Raw genomic sequence first — 24,234 nt, forward strand, 5'->3', positions numbered from 1 at the left:
ACAAATGGCATTGAACAGTGCTCCAAAATATATTTCTAGGGTTTTAGCAGTTTAGGAAAGTGTTAGTGTTAAATTATTCTTTACCAGCCAATTTCCTGTAGTTTGCAAGTCTGGTTTCAGCATCCTTCTGAGTCTTCTCGAAGAGAGCCTCAGCAGTCTCTGGGAATGCACGCTTCAAGCTGTTGTAGCGCACCTCACCCATAAGGTAATCCTGGAACTTGCCGAAATCCGGTTCCTTGGAGTCAAGGCTAAATGGATTCTTGTCAGTGCCAACCAGCTCTGGATTGTAGCGGTAATTAGCCCAATAACCGCACTCAACAGCACGGGCAGCTTCCATCTGGGATTTGCCCATACCAATCTTGATCCCGTGATTGATGCATGGAGCATAACCAATAATGAGGGATGGACCAGGATATGCCTCTGCCTCAGTAAGTGCCTTCAGTACCTGATTCTTGTCAGCACCCATGTTAACCTGTGCTACGTATACATAACCATAGGACATCGCCATCATGCCCAGATCCTTCTTCTTGGTTTTCTTACCCGTTGCAGCGAACTGTGCAATGGCAGCTGTAGGAGTAGCCTTGGAAGCCTGACCGCCAGTATTTGAATATACCTCAGTATCGAATACGAATACATTTACATCCTCACCGGAAGCCAATACATGGTCAAGACCGCCATAGCCAATATCATAAGCCCAGCCGTCGCCGCCGAAGATCCACTGGGAACGTTTAACCATAAAGTCGCGGTTCTCATAAATCTTGTTAAGAAGCTCATCGCTGCCCTTTTCCTTTTCCAACATCTCAGTCAGCTTGGAAGCACGGTCACGGGTGCCCTCACCAAGATTCATGTTATCCTTCCAATCTGTCATTGCTTCCTTAAGAGCTTCAGACACCTTACCAGATTCAATAGCAGCGACAACATCAGAAGCCAAAGCCTCACGAACAGCCTTAACACCCAGGAACATACCAAGACCATACTCAGCGTTGTCCTCAAAGAGGGAGTTAGCCCATGCCGGGCCATGGCCATACGCATCAGTGGTATATGGCATTGCCGGAGCAGATGCACCCCAGATGGATGAACAACCTGTTGCATTGGAAATCATCATGCGGTCGCCGAAAAGCTGGGTAATGAGCTTGGCATAAGGAGTCTCTCCGCATCCAGCACAGGCACCGGAGAATTCCAGGCAAGGAGTCTCGAACTGGGAACCCTTGACGGTAGTTTTCTTCATTGGATTAGTCTTAGGACTAACCTTTACACCATAATCAAATACGGCCTGCTTATCAAGCTGAGAAGCAATTGGCTTCATAGTCAAAGCCTTTTCCTTGGCAGGGCATACCAATGCACAGTTGCCGCAACCGGAGCAATCCAAAGTGGAAACAGCCATGGTGAAATGCAAGCCCTTGGCTCCGAGAGCTTCCTTGGAAGTAAAACCTTCCGGCGCAGCGGCCTTTTCTTCATCATTGGTGAGAACAGGACGGATAGCAGCGTGTGGACAAACAAAGGCGCACTGATTACACTGGATACACTTGGTAACATCCCATTCAGGAACGTTGATTGCAATGCCGCGCTTCTCATAAGCAGCAGTACCGGATGGGAAGGTACCATCCGCATGGTCAGCCATCTGCTTAACAGTAATCTTGTTGCCCTCCTGGCGGTTAACCGGCTCCAGTATTTCCTTAACATAAGCCGGAACATCAGCTTTGCATTCTTCTTTGGCATCCTTTGCTTCAGCCCAGTCAGCAGGAACATTTACAAGGTGCAACGCATCAATACCAGCATCAACGGCGCCATTGTTCATGTCAACAATATTCTGGCCCTTCTTGCCATAGGAAGTTACAATAGCATCCTTCAAATAGCCCACAGCCTTATCAAGAGGAATAATATCAGCCAGCTTAAAGAATGCGGACTGCATTACCATATTGAAACGACCACCGAGGCCCAGATTCTGAGCTATCTTAACAGCGTTTACGGTGTAGAACTTGATGTTGTTCTTGGCAATGTAACGCTTCATAGAAGCAGGCAGCTTCTCGGACAGCTCCTCATCAGACCACAGGGTATTCAGAAGGAAAGTACCACCTGGCTGCAACCCTGCCAAAAGGTCATACTTATTTACATAGGACTGCTGGGAGCAGGAAATAAAGTTTGCATTGTCAATAAGATATGGGGAAGCGATTGGAGATTTACCAAAACGCAGGTGGGACATGGTAATACCACCGGACTTCTTGGAATCATAAGCAAAGTATGCCTGGGCATACAAATCAGTCTTATCACCAATGATCTTAATGGCGGACTTGTTGGCACCTACTGTACCATCGGAACCCAGACCCCAGAACTTGCAGGCAGTAGTTCCCTCAGGAGTGAGGTTAACATGCTCTGGATATGGAGCCAGGGAAGTGTTGGAAAGGTCGTCCACAATACCAATAGTAAAACCATTCTTTGGAGCACCCTTCTTCAGTTCCTCAAATACACCCAAAACCTGGGCTGGGGTTACATCCTTACCGCCTAAGCCGTAACGGCCACCAACAATCAGCGGATGACGTTCACTGGCATAGAAGGCAGTACGTACATCCTGATACAGTGGCTCGCCAAGAGCACCAGGCTCCTTGGTACGGTCAAGAGTAGCAATCTTTTCCACAGTAGATGGAATAGCCTTCAGGAAGTGCTCCACAGAGAATGGACGGAAGAGATGAACTGCAACCGCACCAACCTTCTCACCCTTGGCATTAAGGAAATCAACACATTCCTGGAGGGTCTGGTTAATGGAACCAATAGCGATAACTACACGATCTGCATCCTTGGCTCCATAGTAATCAAAAATATGATGCTCACGGCCGGTAATCTTGGCCATCTGGCCCATAGCCTCTTCCACGAGCTCAGGCAATGCATCATAAGCCTTGTTTACAGCCTCACGGCCCTGGAAATAAATATCATCATTCTGAGCAGTACCACGAATAACCGGATGATCAGGATTCAAAGCATTGTGGCGGAAAGCATTTACTGCATCCCAGTCAAGAATCTTTGCCAAATCATTATAATCAACCAGCTCAATCTTCTGAATCTCATGGGAAGTGCGGAAACCATCAAAGAAGTTCAGGAAAGGAATCTTCCCCTTGATGGCAACCAAATGTGCCACAGCAGCCAAGTCCATAACTTCCTGTACAGAGGATTCTGCCAGCATAGCCACACCAGTCTGACGTGCAGCCATTACATCCTGATGATCACCAAAAATATTCAGTGAAGAAGTAGCCAGAGCGCGGGCAGATACATGGAATACACCCGGAAGCATCTCGCCGGAAATCTTGTACATATTCGGAATCATCAGCAGCATACCCTGAGATGCAGTGTATGTGGTAGTCAAAGCACCACCCTGCAGAGAACCGTGAACTGCACCTGCAGCACCAGCCTCGGATTGCAACTCAACAATGCGTACTTTCTGACCAAAAAGGTTCTTTTGCCCCTTTGCAGCCATCTCATCAACATGCTCTGCCATTGGTGAGGATGGGGTGATAGGATAGATAGCAGCCACATCGGTAAATGCGTAGGACACATAAGCCGCAGCCGTATTACCATCCATAGTCTTCATTTTCTTGCCCATACTTGATTAACTCTCCTCTCGTAACACAAAATTTACCCTTAAACAAATCAAGTGCCAATTACATCTATAACAAATCACGTATAAATGTTTTACAAATTCATTATACATCTAACCTATTATTTTGTAAAATAAATCGTTTTTTCTTTTTATTTTCGCACAAATGAAAAGAAAATAAATTATATATGAACAAAATTTCAGTTTTACAGATATAATCATCAGACAAATATGTCTTATGTATACTTCATGATAATTATTTAAATATAGAGTCTCCTTTTTTTAGGCAAAAAGAAAAAGCTGGATCCGAAAATCCAGCTTTAAATGCAATGGTCGGAGCAGCAGGATTCGAACCTGCGACCCCCTGGTCCCAAGCCAGGTGCTCTACCAAACTGAGCCATGCCCCGTTGTCGGCACTTGTTGTGTCAACATCGATAATAATACTACAATCTCCATTGCTTGTCAACATTTTTATTATTTATTTTTATTAATTACTTCTGCCAATAATCAAGGCTGTCAGTAATGCCAATGTCCTGGGCATAGAATACAGGATCCTTGCCTGCATCTCTCTGACTTTCGTAATCTCTCAGACAGGCCATTGCCTGGCTGCCAAGGATAACGATTACAGGCAGGTTGATGATGGCCATGCAGCCCATAAGAACATCTGCCAAATTCCAGAGAAGATCCATGCTAAGGCCGGCACCTACAAAGATAACCAATGCAGCAAATATGCGATAAATGGTCATAAACAGTTTGCCCGGCACCTTGCCATTTACATAAGCCAGACAGTTGTCTACATAATAAAGGTTACCAAGCAAAGTCGTAAATGCAAAGAGCAGCATGGAAACGGTGAGGAATACACCTGCACCGGAACCAAGGGTTGCATCCAGAGATGCCTGCACAAATGGTGCCCCTGCCAATTCCTTTGTAGGAACAACGCCGGAACTCATGCACAGGAAGGCTGTGGCAGTACAGAGAATCATGGTATCAATAAATACTGAGAACATCTGAACCAGCCCCTGCTTTACAGGATGGGAAACATCCGCAGCCGCTGCGGCATTTGGTGCAGAACCTACACCGGCCTCATTGGAGAACAAACCGCGCTTAATACCAAACATTACGCAGGAGCCAGTGAAGCCGCCAAAAATTGCCTGAAAATCAAAGGCCTGAGTGAAAATGGTATCAAAAACACTTGGCAGAAGGCCAATGTTCATAACTACAACGATTAATGCAACCAAAACATAAAGAAGTCCCATAAGAGGTACCAGTGCGGAGGTGGCCTTAATAATTCTGCGGCCGCCACCGAAGATGCACCATCCTACAAGAACTGCCAGAATGCCACCAATAACCCATGGTGTGCTGTCCGGGTTGTAGAATGTGAATCCGGAGAATGTGGACTGGAGATTATATGCGCACAGCATATTAAAGCCAATACCATAAGTACAAATCAGTGCCAGAGCAAAAACGATTGCAACGAATCTGTTTTGAAGGGCACTCTCAATATAATAGGCAGGGCCGCCATAGCTGGCGTGCTCACCGCGCTTTTTGTAAACCTGAGCCAGAGTGCTCTCCACGAATGCAGCACCGCCGCCCAAAAATGCAGCCAGCCACATCCAGAACATGGAACCAAAACCACCAAGGCAAAGTGCTGTGGAAACACCGATAATATTACCAGTACCAACACGGGAAGCTGTGGAAACCATCAAAGCCTGGAAGGAGGATACCTTCTGCCCTTCCTTCTTCTCCATGATTACCTTCAATGTCTCCCCAAAGAGACGAAGCTGCACAAATCTGGTCCTCAGTGTGTAATAAAGCCCCACACCCAAAATCATGACAATCAGCAGCTTGCCATACATGAAGTTAGAGATTTCTCCAATTAACGCATCCAACATTTTCTTATCTACCCCTTTTCCTTTTAATAAAATATAAACTCCCTTATTCAGGGAAAAAATCCGCTAAGGTTTCCTTATCCTCTGGCTTGCCCACATACGAACCTAACAGGAACAACATCAATGAAACGGTTATACCAATAGTAATCTGATGAAGGCCCATTACCTTAAAGCCCATGCCCTGGGCCAGACAATAGAGCACCGTGCCCCCCACCATTGAAAGCATGGCCCCGGTTTTATTTGCCTTAGGCCAGTACAGTCCAAGCAAAAGTGTCCAGAAAAAGGCCGTTTCCAAGCCGCCAAAGGCAAACATATTAATGAGCCAAATAAGGCTTGGCGGTGTCATTGCAATAAAAAATACAACAGCACCAATGATTGCCGTGGCCATCATGGACAAAAGACGCAGCTTGCCATCTCCGGGCTTATTGCCCTTTCTCTCCTGACGGTGAAGATATATATCCTTGATAATAGCCGATGATCCAACCAACAGCAAAGAGCTGATGGTAGAAATGCTGGCAGAAAGCGGGCCAATAATGGCAATACTTGCCAAAGTTGCGGGCATTGCCGTTACCACTATACGTGGAATAATGCTGTCTGTTCCGCCATAATCGGCAGGAGAACCGGTCATTACACCCTGTCCCAAAATACCAGTAAGATTTACACCGATATTCATAAAACCAACAACGAAGGTACCAATAAGCATGGCCCGAACCAGACTCTTATTGTTCTTGAAGGCCAATCCCCTTACCACTGACTGGGGAAGGGCAATAGTACAGATACCAACCAGTATCCACTGGGTAAGATATAACCCATAAGGCATCTTGCCATCGGAAAGAGGCTCCAGCATATCGGGACGATTTGTTTCCAAATGGGCCACTATACTGTCGTAGCCGCCACCGGCCTGAAGCACATAATATACCAGCATAACAATGCCAATCATCATCATAACGGCACAGCAGGTATCCGTAATAGCCACTGCCCTGAAACCACCGATGGTGGTATATACAACTACCATGGCACCAAAAAGAATCAAGCCTGTCACATAGCTGTAGCCTGTCACCGCTTCAAAGAGCTTGGCTCCCCCCACAAACTGAGCCACCATGGTAGCGCAAAAGAACAAAACAATAATAAAGGCAGAGATCTCCGCCAATAAATCCGACTTGTACCGATGGCGTATAATATCTACCACCGTTACTGCATTAAACTTGCTGGCCAGCAAAGCCACCCGCTTGCCGAATATACCCAGCACCAAAAATACTGCTGTCACCTGGACCACAGCCATATAAACCCAGCCAAAGCCCACATTCCAGGCCACGCCCGGGCCGCCCACAAAGGAGCTGACGGAGCTATAGGTGGCAACAGTGGTCATGGCAAGGACAAAACCTCCCAAATCCCGGTTGCCGATGAAGTAAGTCTTGACGAAATTATTCATCAACCCTGACTGCTGCTGATGACGTACGTAGAAGCTAATGCCAATCATAAAGACCATATATCCTAAAAGAGGCAGAAGCTGACTCAAATCACCATTCATGGCTGTCCCTCCCTTCGGGAAGGATTACCATCTGTTTCCAGATCAATATCTTTAAATACAAGGGAAGTAAGAAGTTTTACCAAAACCATGGCGAAAATCCACACGCCAAATGTTCCGGCAACAGCCCAGAGCGGCAGTCCAAAGACCTTAATGTCCACACCAGCCAAACCGAATCCGGCCAACACCCAAAAAACAATCAACACCATTAGTGTAATGCCGGTCCACATGGCTTCCCTGCGGATCTGGAAGTATTTTTCTTTTTCTGACATACAAAACACCTTTCTGTAGAACCCGGCCCCTAAATTAAACCAAAAATGTCCAACCGGTGTCCTCAACATTCTAAATTATACTATCTGTAGTGGACATTAGCAATATATCATCACTTTAAAGTATTAAGGTGCTATTCTTTGGCCTTGCCCTTCTTGAATTTCGCAAATATCTCATCTATTTCCGGCCCTGTAAGCTGATATTTCTCCACCAGCTTGTCTGCCAGTGCCTTTATGGCCCTTTTGCCCTTCTTCACAATTTTAAGGGTGTTTTCGTATTCCTGCTGAATAATTTCATCGGCCTCATCGTAAACCTTCACTGCCGCCGGACTTACGGACAATGTTTCCAGAGGAATATAGGCCCGCAGCTTCTTCCCCATGCCCAAGTTATTAACCATGAGTACGGCATGAACCGTAGCATTTTCCAAATCGCCGCTGATCCCTGCATTAATTCCTTCCTTTTCGCCAAAGAAAACTACCTCTGCGGCGCGGCCTGCCAGACTTACACGAATCTTGTCCACATACCACTGGCGATTGTAATTCTTGGAGATTTTCTCATTTACCTTTGGCTTGGTATAGCCTCCATATTCCTCACGTCCCACTATTGTCACAAAAGAAGACTGTTCCCCAGTGAGCCACAGAAGATAGGCATGGCCTGCTTCATGGACTGCCGTGGCAAAATAGTTAATTTCCTCCCAGTCGTGCTTTTGCCCAAAGGTCAGTTCATCCAGGGCATCGGAAAGAATATCGCTGTCCACCTCTTTTTGCTGCTTCAATGCCATACGGGTGGCCAGAGAAATAAAATCGTTTATATCTGCAATACTATGGCCAAATACCCGATCCGCAATGTTGTTGACAATAGTATCCGGAATAGTAGTTATCCCTTTATTTGCAAGTGCCTTTTTAATTCCCGCAATACGTTCATCCCTATCAGGAAGGCGAACATAAATCTTATGTTCCAAAAGGTGCAGAAGCTCCGGATCCAAATCGGAATTTTCATCAGAAACGGTGGAATGGGACCAGTTCATGGTACCCACAAAGAGCACTGGTGAACCGCAGGATTTAATTTCCTTGATACCATTAATAAATGTTCTTACGGCCCCCAGACCGCAGGCCTTTATCAGCAGATCAAACTTTTCTATAAGAATAACTGACGGGGCCTCCCTTATAGCCTTATCAAAAAGATCCTTAAACAGCTGGCATGCCCCTTCAGGAGTAAGATCCGCCAACCTTGATGGGGTTATCATCAAAAGACTGGCCTCCGCCTCCGTGGCCAACGCCCTGGTAAGGGAAACCTTTCCCGCATCAGCAGAACCAAAAAGAAGAACTCCCCCCGGAACGCTGTGATATTTCATCACAAAAGCCTCTGGATTAACCAGATATTCCTTCAGATATTTCAAATCCTCCTTGGCACTGGTGCCCCCAACTATATCATCAAAATACCGTGGCTCCTTCTCCTCCTCCAGATATTCATCCACCGGGTCCGGCCCCTTCAGAGTCTCAAAATCAAAATCATAGAAAATAACCTCCGCTGACCTGCCATCTTTTGATAACCGCTGGGCTGTATTATATTTTACAATTAAGTCCTCCCTCTGCAGGGCATCATAATTTTTCTGAATAAGGGTATCCCTGGCAATCAACAGCATTTCCGCCTGGGCGCGCTCCCTGTCCACAGAAAGGTCCACCGTTCCCCTGGCTCCCTTCTGCATAAACGTAAAATAATCCGCCATGGTGATGTTATCATGTCTGATGAGATAAACCGGCAAAGTAGGGAGATTCTCACGAACAATTTCGAATACACCAAGTCCCACTGAAACCTCATCATCCAGACTCAGCACGTTAAATCCCCTGTCCTCCACACCTTCCATTAAATCCACCACTGCATAGGACAAAACAGCATCAGACAGTACCTTTACTGCCTCATCAATACTACTTACAAAAATATAATCTATATACTCATTTTCCAGTAAACATTTGTATTTTTCCTTGTCTGCCACCAGCAATACCTGGGGTTTTTCCTTATAACTGAACAGGGTTGCCACGGGACTATCCGATTCGGGACGCTCCACTGTGAAATTAATTTTCTGGATTTTGGTAAGGGCGTCAGGCGTCAGATGACGGCTTAATTCATAGAACTCATTTTTCAGGAAGGCCTTGCTGAGGGGCAATACGGAGTTGGCATCAATCATATCGCACTGGTTAAAGAGACACAGATTAAGCATATCCGGATCCAGTTCCATATCATAGCCGTATTCGCTTTTTATCTCATTGGCAAAATCAAAAAAGCTCTGCTCCATAAGCTCCAGCAAATGATTAACCGCCATTTCCTTAAAGAAAATGATATTTTCATTATTGAAATATTCATAGAAGAAAATAATTGGAAAATCTGATTCCTCCAATTCCTTGGCAAAGGAACCCAAAATAACAGATTTAGGCAGCATGGAGCCAAGATTGTCATTTAAATACAGCTCCGCCCCCACATGAGTGGTGAAAATAATGATACTTTCCCCAAAGGATATGACCTTGCCGCTTGAAGCGTCCGTCACCTGCCCTGTCTCAATAATCTGGCTTATAGCAGAAACCACTTTTGGGCTGGCTTTTTCTATATTTTTAAGAAGCAAAATGCCATTGGGATTTTCCTCCACGAATTTTGTTATCCTGCCGGCCTTTTTGCTGCCACTGACGGTATTCACCAAATCCTTGGCAAAGGTTTCTGCTGCATTGGTATCAAGATTGATTTCCAGAATATTGCGTTTAAGTACATCAGCCGTAATGTGGGCCAGACGGGATTTACCTATGCCCGGGGGTCCCGACAGCAGAAATATATTATGAAGAGTTTGGCCCGATGATTCAGGAATAAACTGCCCCTTGAAAATACCCTGAACAAAATAATGTATTGCCTCATCCTGTCCCTTTATATTGGCGCATAATGTCTGATACAGCAGTTTGGTGCTCTTGGAAAGCTCCACCAGCTCTTTTTTCTTGTTCCGCTTCATAATTACACCCCCGCATGCTTTCAACCATCTTACTTAATTTAATAATACCATATTACAGCAAAGTAATAATGTAATTATCTCTATATTTTTTTATTTCAAAATAAAATCCCTCCCGAATAAAAATACGGAAGGGATTCTACGTGTCAGGCCATAATCAATTTTCCAAAAACACTTATCCAAGGACTTTCAAAAATTCCTTGCAGATAGCAGTATTGCCCGGCCATGCCGGAGATGTTACCAGATTGCCGTCCACCACAGCCTTATCTGCATCAACATTCTGGAATGTGCCACCAGCCATGGTAACATCAGGGCCCACAGCCGGATAAGCCGTGAGGGTACGTCCCTTTACAACATCAGCAGCAGTCAGAACCTGAATACCATGACAAATTGCAGCCACTGGCTTATTGTTGTTCATAAAATACTTGGTGATGCTGATAACCTTAGGGTCAAGACGAATATATTCAGGAGCACGTCCACCAGTGATATACAAGCCGTCATAATCCTCAGCCGACACGTCATCAAAGGTAGCATTCAGAATAAACAAATGACCTGGCTTTTCAGAATAGGTCTGGTCACCTTCAAAATCGTGGATAGCCGTCTTAATAGCTTCACCGCTCTTTTTGCCAGGGCAGACAACATCAACCTGCACCCCGGCAACTCCTAATGCCTGAAATGGAACCATTACCTCATAATCCTCTGCAAAGTCCCCTGCCAGCATAAGTACCTTTTTCATACCTGTTTGACCTCTCTTTCCTAAAAATATCAACACGCAGGAGTGTTTATAATGCCACAAATCTCCTGCTCTCAACATGGAGGCCTGACGACTGTGCCAAGCTTCCACCATTCTTATTCTATATGATACTAATTTTTCCTTTATTTTCTTGCTCTTTTTCAAAAAGATTATAACGCCATTGTTCAAATTTTTCTTCTTTAGAAGAAAAATCTTCCAATTAGCGTTTCAACGAGCTGGGAGATATGCTCGTCAGCTGTTGTAGTTTGTTTTCCCCCACCTAAAGAAGTGGGGGACATCTTAAAGCTCGTTATATTCTCTCTAGAAGCTGCCCCCCAACTTTTCCAAAGTATTAATAACTACCGCACATTCCGGATGCACATGCTTCATTACAAATTCCATTTTATCCACCGGAATGGCCACGCAACCTCCGGTATACGGCTTTTTAGAGCCGAAGCAATGGAGGAATATGGCAGAACCATCCCCTGGGATACACTCGGAATTGTAGCTGATATTCAAACAATAAATATAGTGAGGATAATAATCTATAATGTGCTCACTATCCTCTTTTTTTAAATCCGGCAGCTTTTGGATATCCACCATTTCATTGTATTTCATGCCCGGACGAACATCCCCGGACCAATAAATATTTTCATCAACCTGACGATAAGGAATAGCACAGCCAGGATCTGGCGCGATACCAAAAGCAGCGTTAAAACCAAAGGTTCCTACCGGAGTCATGGCATCCCCCTCCTTGGTTTTACCCAAACCTTTCTTGCCTACAAAACCTGGGGTAGTCATAATCTGCTGCCATTTGCCCCGCCAATCTTTTTCATGCATCGAAACCCAGGCCGTGGTGCCCTCTATACCAGCCACCACAAAAAGCTGACTGTTTTTTCTGGCCTCAGGAAGCTGCTGAACCCATGCAGGGGATGGCGTATAGTTGCCATCATCATAGCCCCTGCACGTTGCCATGGCATTGCGCCAACTATCCATAACTGCATCATTATCAAAGGTTACAGATACGAGACCTGGATTATTCTTTATAAATTCGTCCCTTACGTTTTTATTGCCCCATTGTACCAGTTCAGTCCACTTGTCCTGATCCTCTTTCATTTCCTCTATAGTGGAACGATGAAAACGTACATCGGTTGGATGCCTGTACACATAGTACATTCCGGATATATCCTTGGCAAAAATATCCACTCCCGACATATCATAGCAAAGCATTTCATTGAGCTTTGCTTCACTGACCTTGCCGATACTAAACAGCCAGCCCATACCATCATAGCTCATACCAGCCGCCTTGCTCTCCTCTACGGATTTCTTTTCTGAAACAGAAAAGAGCAGTCCATCGTAATTATCAACAAAAGTAGCTATAAGCAAAGCATCCTTATACTTGTCCGGTACCTCCAGCCGATACCCATTGCTGGTATAAAAGGTACTGCCCTTTGCCAAGGCATCCCCTGATGATAATGTCACCAGCATAATTGTCAATACCACAGCTGTTATGGCAATTCTGCAAATACTGCTAAAAGGTTTAACCATCATAACACCTCCATAATATTTTACACTTCTGTGAGAATATATATTCGCGATTAATGATCATATACCTTTTTCGTATTTCAAAAAATAACCCCAAAGCCTTTGGCCCTGGGGTTAGAAAATTAATCTCTGGGAAACTTTAGCCCATTTTTCACTCAGTTAAAACTTAAACTTATGCAACGAATGCTGCAAATCCTCAGCCAGTCTTGATAAGGATTCACTGGCTGTGGCAATTTCACTGGCAGATGCGGACTGTTCCTCTGTAGCAGCGGACACAGTCTGCATTTCCCCGGAAACTGCACGGCCCTGTTTATCAATATTGGCCACCTGTGAAGTAATATTTTCAGTGTCAGACGTTGCAGAATGAACAGCCTGGCTCATTTGCTTTACCTCCTGGGTAACTTCATTTACCAGGGATTCGATTTCTATAAAGTTCTGGCGCAGATTGGCCACAGACTCAGCACCGGCATCAACAGTAGCTCTGCCCTTCTGCATAGAAGTAACAGCCTGCTGGGTCTCCTGCTGAATACCCGTAATCAGCTGGGTAATCTTTTGAGCCGCCTCACCTGACTGCTCAGCCAGTTTACGAACCTCCTCTGCTACTACAGCAAAGCCACGTCCATGCTCACCGGCACGGGCCGCCTCAATAGCTGCATTGAGGGCCAGCAAGTTGGTCTGCTCGGCAATTCCGGATATGGTCTCTACAATAGTGCCAATCTCCTGGGAGCTTTCGCCCAATTTATCCACAATCTCAGCAGAATCCTGAACTCCGGTGGCACCATTGCGAATCTGCTGAATGGTCTCTTCAATGGATTTCAAGCCCTGAGCAGCAGATTGTGCTGCCGATTCTGCACGGGATGCCACATTGTTAGACTGGTTATCAATGGCAGAAACGGAATCATTAATATTTGCAACTGCTCTGGTACTGGACTCAATAGCCCCCTGCTGTATCTGCACTGCCCCGGCGGCATCTGTTACTGACTGGGCCACCTGAGTGGAGGCCTGGGCTGACTGCTGGGCACTGGCGGTTAATTCTTCGCCGGCAGCAGCAATCTGCTCAGCACTGGAATTGGCCTGGCGCATGAGCTTATTTAGATTTTCACGCATAATACTAACGGTATCAGCCAGCTCACCGATTTCATCTGTAGTTGTAACAGTACGAGGAGTAATGCGGAAATCGCCATCACCCATGCGGCGGCATGTTCCCACCATTCTGTCCAGCGGGCCTGTAATTGCCTTAATAATCAACATGGAAAAAGCAAAGAGCGCTATCAAAGCAGCAACACAGAATAACACCATCATTCTGCTGGCTGATGCTGCATCAGCTTCCATTTTCTCAAAACGGGCCTGGGCACTCTCCTGAGCCTGTTTTTGCTGAGCCTCCAACAACAAACGCAACTGCTTGGTTGCATCACCAGCATTCTTGCTAAGATAGGTTGCCCCCTCATCCTTCTTGTTGTCCTGAGCCAAGGCAACTACCTGGTCGATGGTACCACAAAATACGTTCCATTTGTCCTGAATGGCTGCATTGGCCTGCTCCGCCTCAGTGCCGGCAGTGGCCTGTTGGTACAGCTTCCAGTTTTCCTGGAAGGATTCCCGGATTTCTTTTTGATCCTTCTTCAAATCATCAATACGTGCCTGATCTTTGGCCGACAGGGAAAGGGCACCTCGGGACTGCATGTCACGAAGCATGTATTTTATCTCGCCAATGCAGTACAACTGCTGCATATTTTTCTGATAAATAACCTCCAGTGAATCCCGGGACTCAGATATGGTTGAATACCCACGATAGCCAATAAGGGCCATACCGATGGCTGCAATAACCACAAGGGTCAATATCTTGTAAACCATCTTTAAATTGTAAAAAAAGTTCATATATATCCCCTCTTTTCTGCTAAAAAACTCTCTACACAAGCATTCTACCTTTTGTAGTTAAAATCCTTTAAATTCCAAAATAATTTCAATATATTAGCAGAAAAAACCACACCAAAAATACTCAGAGTTTTGCCGAAAAATAAAAAATCCCCAAAGCCTTGATATACAAGACTTTGAGGTTAGTTTCAAGTGGTGCGACAGGAGGGATTCGAACCCCCGACCCACGGCTTAGAAGGCCGTTGCTCTATCCAACTGAGCTACTGTCGCAAATAAAAATGGTCGGAGCAGCAGGATTCGAACCTGCGACCCCCTGGTCCCAAGCCAGGTGCTCTACCAAACTGAGCCATGCCCCGATCGCGCCTCCGCTTAACGCGTCAACACAACATATAATATACTAAATAACAAAACATGTCAAGCATTTTATAATGCCATTTTTCCTTTTCACAGAATCATATATTTCTACACAACAATCCCATTATACCAGGCGCTTTAAATCATCCCGCATCTTTAAAATCTCGTTGTACCTGTCCATAGCATCAGCAGGCATATTGCCGGCACGCAGCTCCTCAGTCAGAGCAGCAACAATCTCGTACATAGGAGTAATGCCCAGATTTGCACTGACGCCCTTCAGATTATGGGCCATACTAAAACCGTCCTCCACGCTATTAGTGGACAGAGCTGCCCCCAGACCCTCAAAAACAGTATCATCCAGAAACTTCTTAAAGCACTTCTCATAAAAGGCCTCATTATTCAAAAATCTGGCCATAGCCTCGTCAATTCCACATCCCATAGATTTTAAGGTGTCTGTTAAAGCTGACATAACCGTCACTCCTTATAGTAAAAATATATTATTAAGTAAACTGTTGTTATAAGTTCCTACTATTATTAAGTATAGCATACACCATATTTTGCAGATAGTAAAGAATAAAGAAACTAATAGGGACCCTCCAACTAATAACAATTGGAAAGTCCCCTATAGCCTGTTGATATTTAATTATCCGGCAATACGCCTTTTATCAGGTGCCAGTATACGGGCACTGTTCAGTACCACTGCCAAAGTAGCAGTATTATGAATTACCGCCGACCATAAAGGATTAATTACCCCCAGTGCTCCAAGAAGCATGGCCGCCGAATTAACCATAATGGTAGCGGTAAAATTCTGGTGAATAAGATTCATGGTCCGCCGTCCCAGCTGCAAAGCCTCAATAAGACGGGTAGGATCCTCGGACCGAATGGTCACTGCCGATGACTCAGCTGCCAAATCCGTCTGCCTACCCCCAAGGGTTACACCAACATGGGCGAAGGCCAGAGCTGGTGCATCATTAATTCCATCTCCCACCATCATAACAGTACCCCGTTTTTTCAGCTTCATTACATGATTTGCCTTGTCTTCCGGCAATACCTCGGCATGATAAGCATCAATATCCATATCCCTTGCCACCTCGCTGGCAACTGTCTTGGAATCTCCTGTAAGCATTACCACCTCATCCACACCATAACGGCGCATCTGATTTAGGGTCTTTTTCATCAAAGGTCTAATTGGATCCTTGATGCCAATAGCCCCCAACAGTTTGCCATCTCTGGAGACATAGATGTAGCCCATAGTAATATCTTCCACGGTAATCTGCTCCATGCCGGAGACCTTGCGTTCCTGCATTAGCTTGGCACTGCCCACCAGCACCTCACCACCCTTATAGCCCTCAAAATCTGGCACAATAGCCGTCATTCCCCTGGCCACAATGGTCTTGGAGGATTTATGCTGCGGTACCGACCATTCCTTATCCTTTACGTATTTTTGAATTGCCACAGCCAGAGGGTGTACTGAATGGTGCTCTGCAGACGCCGCCAAAAGCAGCAGTTCCTTTTCCTCCACGTTTTCTACTGTAATAATTGAAGACACTTGCGGCACACCTACAGTGATGGTTCCTGTTTTATCCAGCACCACTGTATCAGTATCCGCCAAGGCCTCAATATAGTTACCGCCCTTTACCAATATTCCCTTTCTGGCGGCTGCACCAATGGCCGCTGAAATTGCCGTTGCCGTAGACAGCTTCAGTCCACAGGAGAAATCAATAAAGAGAAGATTTAACACTCTCTGCCAATCTCTGGTGGCGCCGTAAACAATAGCTGCCCCCAAGAAAGAAATTGGCACCAAAAGATTTGCCATGGTGTCAGCAAAATTTTGCACAGGGGCCCTTCTGGTCTGGGCTTCTTCCACCAAATGTACTATATGGGCAAGGGATGTATCATCCCCCACCTTTTCTACCTTAATTATAACCTCACCGGCTTCCACCACGCTTCCCGCGTATACCGGAAGTCCCTTTTTCTTCATGGCAGGGGCAGATTCTCCAGTAATGGAGGCCTGATTAATGGCCGCTGTTCCCGACAGCACCTGTCCGTCAATACAGATTTTTTCCCCGGTATGGGCTGCAATAATATCTCCGGCCTTGATTTCCTTTACAGAAACCTTTCTTTCCACCCCATTATCCACTAACCATACATAAGGCTGATTAAGGTTCAAAAGGCCCGATATGTGACCTCTTGCTTTTTCTGCCGCATAGCTTGTAAGCATTTCCGCACCATTGGAAAGTGCCAACAGGCTAAGGCTGGATTCCGGCTTGCCGGCCAACACTGATGCCACCACTGCTGTGGCGGTCAGAGTATCCGCATTTGGTCTGTTATCCCTCACCAGCCCCGTAACACCATTTTTGATAAAATTACGGGCGATATACAAAATTAAGGCGCTGCGCAATAACTTTACACTGGCAAAAGCCCCTGGAGAAGCCTTTTTTAGAAGCTGCATGGCAATAAAGCTGCCCAAAGACAAAAGAGCTTCACGGCGATAATCCGCCATTTCCTGCTCTTCACCCTGCTTTTTGTAGGATTTCATAACTCTGGCCACCAGCAAATTTACCTTAGTTCCAGGAAATATGCCGTAATACCATATTTTCAGCTCAGTACCGGACACAACAGCAGAAACTATACCCGATAAAGTCCTAAGGTGGACACACAGCATTCTGCTGTCAGGCTGGGATAATCTGGCCCCCAGCTTTATGTTGTAACATTTAAAAGCCATTAGTATTTCCATCCCTTCATCATATGAAGTGCCCACCAAACCATGGTGGGGCCGGAAGGACGCTGACCATATAACAGCATCTTACGGATACCACGTATTAAAAAGAACACCGACAGGAGAGTGGAAACATCAAACCAGCCCCTGGTCAGGCACCGCACCTGATTATTAATAGAATCCGTGGTATTATACCAATTTGTGGCATAAACGACAGGTGCTTTACCTTTTTTAATGGGAATCATGGATTTTAGTTTTATTATTAAAGAATCCATGGCCTTATCATCTTTTTTATGAATAATCAACAGACTGCCTGTAAGGAAATTAATTTCCACCTTGGAAACCTTCCTGTCCTCCTTCAGCTTCTTTTCCATAAGGGCGCCCAGTGCTGCATTATTTATCAACGCTGCGATACGGTAGCGGCGACGGCCTGGTAATTTGCTTACCAAAGCAAACTCCTCTGCTCTGTCAGAACCTTTGCCACAACAGCCACCATTTATTCTTCTGCCTGCTTTTATGCCATCCGCCCTGCTTCTCCAACGTTTCTTGCCGCCAATTATTTCATGGATATTACGCCCAATGGCTGCTCCCATCATAATTCCAGACATGAATGACATTATATTACCTCCTCACATGGGTTTTTATATATTCCTCCACCCTTATTAACTCTTTATTGGCCCGCAACTTCTGCGGGGTGTATAAAATCAAAATAGAGCCGGTAACTTCATTTACCTTCACTTCATCCAATTCTCCAACCCCACACAAGTAATCCAAAACCTGCCGGCATTTTTCCTTATTGTTTATAAGTGCCTTGCTGTATAAACGCACACGTCCCGGTATATAAGAAGACACCTCCACAGAGCGTACAAACAAATCCAACTTGCTCTTTGGAAGATTTAAAACATCCATTAATCCCATTTTCTTTACCACCTTTGCCGCATCCTGCCTTACTTTTTTATAATGCTGCCAGGTGTGCACTGCTGATACTCCCAGCCATACCATGCCGCACAAAGCGTGCACCCTTTTGTTGGCAAACCATACAGAAGCCGCAGTTCCAATCGCTGCCACTCCCATTGGCAGTGATAACGGTACATTCTTAATGGTATTTTCCAAACCCTTTTTATCCATACTGCTTCACTCCCACAGCACAAAGATTTTTTAATTTTTCCCTATAACAAGAAAGAGGCTGCTCCAGATATTCCAAAGCAACCTCAATCAAATCACGCAATTACTCAGCCTGAGCTGCTTCCTGAGCTGCAATCATGTCCTCAAGCTCTTCCTTCTGACGCTGTAACTCAGCCAAAGGAACCTGACCAGCCGGAACCATGGACTGCTGCATAGCTGCCATCTGCTGCTCACGCTCCTGCATGAAACGATAGCCAAAAATGCCTGCAACTGCACCAACTGCTAAACCAATCCAAAAATCTGTTTTCTGAAACATTAATTTGTCCCCCTTACTTTCATTGGTTTTAAAGCAATAATCATCATACTGCTGTAAAACATTGTATCCATTTTTTCAATCTGTTTCCGCTCCAATATTACATCAATGCTCCATTTATTCATTAAAGATTTAATTTCTTAAAATCTCTGGGGGCCACGCCATAAACAGAGCGAAAAGCCGCCGCAAACTTACTTGGATTGCCATAACCCAGCTTGACGGCTATTTCTACAACACTTAGCTGACCTTCCTCCAGATAATTTAATGCCTGGCACATTCTAAAGTGCTTAAAATAAGCATAATTTGATTTTCCATATATTTCCTTAAAACACTTTTGCAAGGTAGTTTTGCCCATATCAAATTCAACGGACAATTCCGCCAGAGAATAATGCTTTTCCAGCTCTGATGCCACCTTTTGATGTATAGCCTTAACCTTATCTATGTCCTTATAACTGTAATATACCTTAGCAGAGCGAGAAAATACAGGCATACTCTGAATCTTTCCCAGAATCTCCAGCACTTTCAGCTGTAAAAAATACTGTTGCAGCACTGGATCAGTCGTGTAGATTTCCTGAAATCCCCTTAAAATATCCGGGTTGGATTTTATCCGCATAACTCCATCATACCGTTTGATACCATCCAATATATTGCGCAAATGAGTATTAAATTGGGGGAACATTTCATTAAGTTTTTTTACGGCTTTTTCCGGTGCAACCAGCAATGATACTCCCCTGTATTCGCCACGGGGAAACTTGGCATCCCTTTTTGGAATCCCCCACAAATGAGCTTCAATCTCCCCTTCCTCCAGTGAAAAAACTTTCCCGTCCAATATGCATTGAAAACAGCCATCAAGACAGAAATTTATCTCAATAACCTGTTCACCGTCATTTTTATACTGCACCTCGGAAACCTGATCCGAGTGAAAGCTATTGTAAACAATATCTATTCCCGGCAATATTTCATAATATCGCAGGGAGCTGGTTGAACCATTCATTTCTCCCCTGGAAAAATGAACCTCCCGTGCCATTTTCTTGTCTATACCAAAGCCACTCTGGCTTACTTCATTAGTAAATTTTTCTTTAATCATTGCTACTCACTTTTAAATATTGATTTTAATAATTATTATCATATCAATTATACTAATCCCCCTTTTCCACGTCCAGTTCATTTTCATTAACAAAACAAAGATAACAATATAAAAGCAGCACTATGCTGCCACAGTGCTGCTCCATAAAGCCATAAAAAGAAGTTATTTGCTTAATTCCACCGGTTTTCCATCTGCTCCAACCTTGAAAATTCCCTTGGAGGTTTTGCCACTTTCTTCATCAAAAACAGTCATAAAGAAGCCATCAGGATTTGACATTATATAGAAGTTTTTCTCCATTTTCTTCTTCTTGTCAATTTTTGCCTTCTTGAAGTCAGCAGGCACATTTTCCCGGCGGCTGAGCCAATTCTTTAGTGGTACGGCCACTGGGGCACCATTGGAAATATCATATACCCGGGTACATTCAAATTGTTCCCCTTCTTCTACCGCATCAACATATAGATACCGTCTGCCGTCTGCCAGACTTACCAACACCGGACGGAGTTCCCCATTATATCCGCTGTCCACCAGTGTCTGTCCTCCTGCCATTACACGGATACCGCTGTCTGTACCACTTACCTCTACAGCAGTGCTGCTGCCATCGGCAAAGCAGGTACGAACAGGCAAATAAGGATAAAGCTCCATACAGTAGTTGGCTGGCATGGAAGCATATTTTTCCTTAAAGAGCCCTGGATAATCATCAAAGAGAATGGTGGCGTTAAATATGCCTTCAGCATAACATCCAATGACATAAGGGTTAAAATAAAATGTAGCACCGCAAGGATCAAGAGTCCAGGAAACTACGTCGTCCAGCACCATACGGGATACCGTATCCTCCAAAAGGGTACTCCCTTCTTCCGTAAAGGTGGCTTTTGGATAATCCCTTCGAAGCTGGGTCTCAATGGCACCAACCAGCATATTGGCATCAGTAAACACATCTGTAAGACTCAGTTCCTTGCCAGACTTGGAGTCATAATTCTTCCCCCGAACACCATACATACCATGAACTCCACCCTCATAGGAATGGGAAAATTCCAGCAGACTGGCAGCCACAGTATCAGCCCGACGAATATATACGTCTGTACTATGCTCAAATGGGTAGAAAGTATACGGCTGATATTCCTTCCGCAAGGCTTTTTCCTGCTTTGCTGCATCCAGCATACTTGCCCTTATATCCTTATATTGTTTATCAACATCCTTGCCGTATTGCCAAAGCCTGTCCTGAAGACCTGTTACTCCTTTTTCCTTTCCGGAACCCACCATGCTTACCAGCGTTTTGGAGGACCAAAGCAAATCATCCTCCTTATCGCCATCCCAGAAATACCTTGTATTTACCGAAAGCTGAACAGGCTGAATAGACCTATCCACAGGTATTTCAGCCTCGCATAGAGAAGCACTAAGTACCAGCACCATTCCAGCCACTATTGCTTTTTTTAGACCTTTGTATTGAAACACTGCCATCTCCCCCTCGTACTTACAGATAGTCAAAACGGGCCATGCACATAGACACAGCCCGATATTAGACTAACAGCTTTTACAATTTGAATCTTCTGGTTTCTTCCTGCAGCTTGCCAGCCAGACTTGACAAGGAATGGGATGCAGAGGCAATTTCTTCACTGGAAGCTGACTGCTCCTCAGCTGCAGCAGAAATAGTCTGGGTTTCCTTGGAAGTATTTCGGCTAATTGTGTCGATTTCATCCACTGCCGTTACAACTTCCTGCATTCCCTTGGAAACCGTCTGAACTGCAGAGTTTATTTCATTCATCTCATTCTTTATGGAAGCTACTCTATCCGTAATATCCTTGAACTGCTCACCCACATCACGAATAGCCTGGGTACCCAGAGCAACCTCTTCGGTACCTGTTTCCATGGCGGCTACTGCCTTTTCAGTATCGGACTGAATAGTAGAAATACGGCTCTTAATTTCCTCAGTAGACTCCCGTGATTGTTCAGCCAGTTTTCTGACTTCTTCAGCAACTACAGCAAATCCCCGGCCGGCTTCACCAGCACGGGCAGCCTCAATAGCTGCATTCAGGGCCAACAGGTTAGTCTGGTCAGCAATGGCGGAAATACTTTCCACAATAGCACCAATCTGCTGGGAATTCTCCCCTAATTTCTTTACAACCTCTGCAGAATGGGAAACGCTTTCCTCTATACCGCTCATCTTATCCATGGCATTGCGCATAAGCTGGGCACCATGCTCTGCAGAAGCAGCCATATTCTCGGTATTTTCTGTAACTGCACCGGCTTTTTCCGTCATAGCATTAATATCCACAAAGGCCTTGTCTATATTGTCCTTGACTTCGGAAACACTTGTAAGCTGTCTCTCCATGCCATTAGCAACCCCCACAACAGTTTGAGCAACATGGGTTGCTGCCTCAGCTGCCTGCTGGGAGCTGGCAGTAAGCTCTTCAGAGCTGGAGGCAACCTGTTCTGCGGAACGGGACATCTGAGTAATCAATCCGTGAATATTATCCCGCATTGCGTTAAACTGACCTGCCATCTGACCAAATTCGTCACTGGACTTAATCTCCAGAGGTGCAAGGTGAAGATTGCCCTCTGACATTTCCTTCATATGCCCTACCAATCCCATAATGCTGTTAACTACAGTATTGGAGAAGAACAGCAGGGAAGCCATAATCAGCACAATACCAATAATGGTAAGGAGGCCGTATATCATCTTTAATCTTGCTATATCAGCAAATACGAAATCTGCAGGTACTGCTACGGCTGTTACCCAACCAGTGGCCGGCATAGACTCATAGGCAATAACCATTTCCTCACCGTCAATATCATCTATGAAATAACCGGACTTGTTGGATGCCATATCCCCAAGATGTGCCTTTAAGATTGGGCTGTCATTGGCAGACTGCAAATTCTCGCTCTCATCAGCAGATGCCAAAATAAGTGCAGACTCAGGATTGATAATCATGCCCTTGCCCTGTCCATCATATTTAATATTCTTTGCCAATTCTGACAGGGTATCAGTTTTGAAAGTAACACTAACTACACCACTTGGGGCACCTTTTCTGGTATAAGGAATACCAGCAGCACATACGATATCACCAGTAGTCTTGGATTTATATGGATCTGTAAAAATGATCTTTCCAGCTGCCTTGGCCTTAGTATACCAAGCGCGCTTTGTCCATTCGGACTGGCCAGTCTGATTACCACCGGTACGGGCCATGCAATAGCCATCTTCCATGGCATTAATAAGGTTAGTTACTTCTTTATCGTTGGTTACGGCCTGAGTAAGTTCATGACTTCTGGCCATATCCTCCTGATCAGCCGACAATTGGGTAAGGATAGAAGCAACGCCTTCACCCAGCTGCCCCTTTTGTAGTAGCCAGGCCTCCGCAGCGTTATTTTCTGCATGGATAATAGAAACAATCTTTTCCTCAGTCGTTTCATAAACAGCACTGGAAGCTGTAAAATAGCCGATTCCGGATACGATAGCCATAATAAGACCAGCTATACCAGCCAATGCAAAAAACTTTTGTTTAACATTCATATAACCACTCCCTTGCACTACTTAAATAAAAGAATGGACATCCGAAACACCATGTGAAATTTATTATTCTATGTTTTAGTTTAATTTTCCTGCTAAATTGAATTATCTTTTCGAAAAACATTAGATTATTTTGTTATGTATCTCACCAGCAATCTTCAGCAGCGGAAGACGGGTGGCATGGGATGATTACATGAATAAGCAAAGCGTAAAATATTTGCAAAATACAAATTTACATAATAAAAAAGACTGCCAAAAGACAGTCTTTTTTATTAACCGGCAACTTCCTATCCTCCCAGGCCGTCTCCAGCCAAGTACTTTCGGCGTATATGAGCTTAACTACTGTGTTCGGAATGGGAACAGGTGGGACCTCATAGCCATCATCACCAGATATACAATTGAAGGCCTGTACCTTCAAAACTAAACAGAAACAAGAATCATCTTAGTCAGTGCTTTTTAAGTTAAGCCCTCGACTTATTAGTACTGGTCAGCTTCACATGTCACCACGCTTCCACTTCCAGCCTATCAACCTTATCGTCTATAAGGAGTCTTACCAGATTACTCTGTGAGAGATCTCATCTCAAGGCGGGTTTCACGCTTAGATGCTTTCAGCGTTTATCCCTTCCGAACGCAGCTACCCAGCTGTACAACTGGCGTCATAACTGGTACACCGTTGGTTCGTCCACTCCGGTCCTCTCGTACTAGGAGCAGCT

At 44.9% G+C, this 24,234-nt stretch carries 16 protein-coding genes, 3 tRNA genes and 2 rRNA genes; all 21 read right to left on the reverse strand.

All coding sequences use genetic code 11. The features are described 5' to 3' along the window. Nucleotides 1-73: 73 nt before the first annotated feature. Entirely contained in the window at nt 74-3,595 is a 3,522-nt protein-coding gene (gene nifJ, locus T525_RS0113480; protein ID WP_027407606.1) for a pyruvate:ferredoxin (flavodoxin) oxidoreductase, read from the reverse strand. A gap of 324 nt (nt 3,596-3,919) precedes the next feature. After that, a tRNA-Pro gene (locus T525_RS0113485) sits at nt 3,920-3,996 on the reverse strand. An 84-nt stretch (nt 3,997-4,080) separates the two neighbouring features. Next, nucleotides 4,081-5,481 carry a sodium:alanine symporter family protein gene (locus T525_RS0113490; RefSeq protein WP_027407607.1) on the reverse strand — a complete coding sequence of 467 codons (1,401 nt, stop codon included), beginning with the start codon at nt 5,479-5,481 and terminating at the stop codon, nt 4,081-4,083. A gap of 43 nt (nt 5,482-5,524) precedes the next feature. Continuing rightward, nucleotides 5,525-7,009, reverse strand: a complete 1,485-nt coding sequence (gene panF, locus T525_RS0113495; protein ID WP_027407608.1) for a sodium/pantothenate symporter — start codon at nt 7,007-7,009, stop codon at nt 5,525-5,527. Beyond that, nucleotides 7,006-7,278 (reverse strand): YhdT family protein, encoded by a 273-nt coding sequence (locus T525_RS0113500; protein ID WP_027407609.1) that lies wholly within the window; start codon nt 7,276-7,278, stop codon nt 7,006-7,008. Before T525_RS0113500 ends, panF begins: the two co-directional genes overlap by 4 nt. A 131-nt stretch (nt 7,279-7,409) precedes the next feature. Next, nucleotides 7,410-10,271: an AAA family ATPase gene (locus T525_RS0113505; RefSeq protein ID WP_027407610.1), complete on the reverse strand. Its 2,862-nt coding sequence runs from the start codon at nt 10,269-10,271 to the stop codon at nt 7,410-7,412. Between the two features lie 172 nt (nt 10,272-10,443). After that, nucleotides 10,444-11,004, reverse strand: coding sequence for a DJ-1/PfpI family protein (locus tag T525_RS0113510; protein ID WP_027407611.1), 561 nt, complete (start codon nt 11,002-11,004; stop codon nt 10,444-10,446). A gap of 318 nt (nt 11,005-11,322) precedes the next feature. Then, complete coding sequence (locus tag T525_RS16680; protein WP_232219224.1) at nt 11,323-12,552, reverse strand: L,D-transpeptidase; 1,230 nt, start codon at nt 12,550-12,552, stop codon at nt 11,323-11,325. A gap of 153 nt (nt 12,553-12,705) precedes the next feature. Continuing rightward, nucleotides 12,706-14,421 carry a methyl-accepting chemotaxis protein gene (locus T525_RS0113520; protein ID WP_027407612.1) on the reverse strand — a complete coding sequence of 572 codons (1,716 nt, stop codon included), beginning with the start codon at nt 14,419-14,421 and terminating at the stop codon, nt 12,706-12,708. 190 nt (nt 14,422-14,611) lie between these two features. Beyond that, nucleotides 14,612-14,688 (reverse strand) — tRNA-Arg (locus T525_RS0113525). 9 nt (nt 14,689-14,697) lie between these two features. Beyond that, nucleotides 14,698-14,774 (reverse strand) — tRNA-Pro (locus tag T525_RS0113530). A gap of 122 nt (nt 14,775-14,896) precedes the next feature. Then, nucleotides 14,897-15,241 carry an Hpt domain-containing protein gene (locus T525_RS15360; RefSeq protein WP_051533621.1) on the reverse strand — a complete coding sequence of 115 codons (345 nt, stop codon included), beginning with the start codon at nt 15,239-15,241 and terminating at the stop codon, nt 14,897-14,899. Nucleotides 15,242-15,415: 174 nt separating this feature from the next. Beyond that, complete coding sequence (locus T525_RS0113540) at nt 15,416-17,497, reverse strand: cation-translocating P-type ATPase (RefSeq protein ID WP_027407613.1); 2,082 nt, start codon at nt 17,495-17,497, stop codon at nt 15,416-15,418. Continuing rightward, on the reverse strand, nt 17,497-18,108 hold the full coding sequence (locus T525_RS0113545) for an HMA2 domain-containing protein (protein WP_027407614.1): 612 nt from the start codon (nt 18,106-18,108) through the stop codon (nt 17,497-17,499). The genes T525_RS0113540 and T525_RS0113545 overlap by 1 nt, the downstream gene beginning before the upstream one ends. Before the next feature lie 4 nt (nt 18,109-18,112). Continuing rightward, complete coding sequence (locus tag T525_RS16685; RefSeq protein ID WP_232219225.1) at nt 18,113-18,619, reverse strand: HMA2 domain-containing protein; 507 nt, start codon at nt 18,617-18,619, stop codon at nt 18,113-18,115. 100 nt (nt 18,620-18,719) lie between these two features. Continuing rightward, nucleotides 18,720-18,932, reverse strand: a complete 213-nt coding sequence (locus T525_RS0113560; protein ID WP_027407616.1) for a hypothetical protein — start codon at nt 18,930-18,932, stop codon at nt 18,720-18,722. Between the two features lie 121 nt (nt 18,933-19,053). After that, nucleotides 19,054-20,016: an AraC family transcriptional regulator gene (locus tag T525_RS0113570; protein WP_027407617.1), complete on the reverse strand. Its 963-nt coding sequence runs from the start codon at nt 20,014-20,016 to the stop codon at nt 19,054-19,056. A 162-nt stretch (nt 20,017-20,178) separates the two neighbouring features. Next, on the reverse strand, nt 20,179-21,468 hold the full coding sequence (locus T525_RS0113575; RefSeq protein ID WP_027407618.1) for an RsiV family protein: 1,290 nt from the start codon (nt 21,466-21,468) through the stop codon (nt 20,179-20,181). Nucleotides 21,469-21,547: 79 nt separating this feature from the next. After that, nucleotides 21,548-23,524 (reverse strand): methyl-accepting chemotaxis protein, encoded by a 1,977-nt coding sequence (locus T525_RS0113580; protein WP_027407619.1) that lies wholly within the window; start codon nt 23,522-23,524, stop codon nt 21,548-21,550. 271 nt (nt 23,525-23,795) lie between these two features. Then, nucleotides 23,796-23,912, reverse strand: a 5S ribosomal RNA gene (gene rrf / locus T525_RS0113585). Nucleotides 23,913-23,978: 66 nt separating this feature from the next. Beyond that, nucleotides 23,979-24,234 (reverse strand): 23S ribosomal RNA (locus tag T525_RS0113590); the annotation flags it as partial.

The sequence above is a fragment of the Anaerovibrio sp. RM50 genome (genome assembly GCF_000622005.1).
Lineage (GTDB): Bacteria > Bacillota > Negativicutes > Selenomonadales > Selenomonadaceae > Anaerovibrio.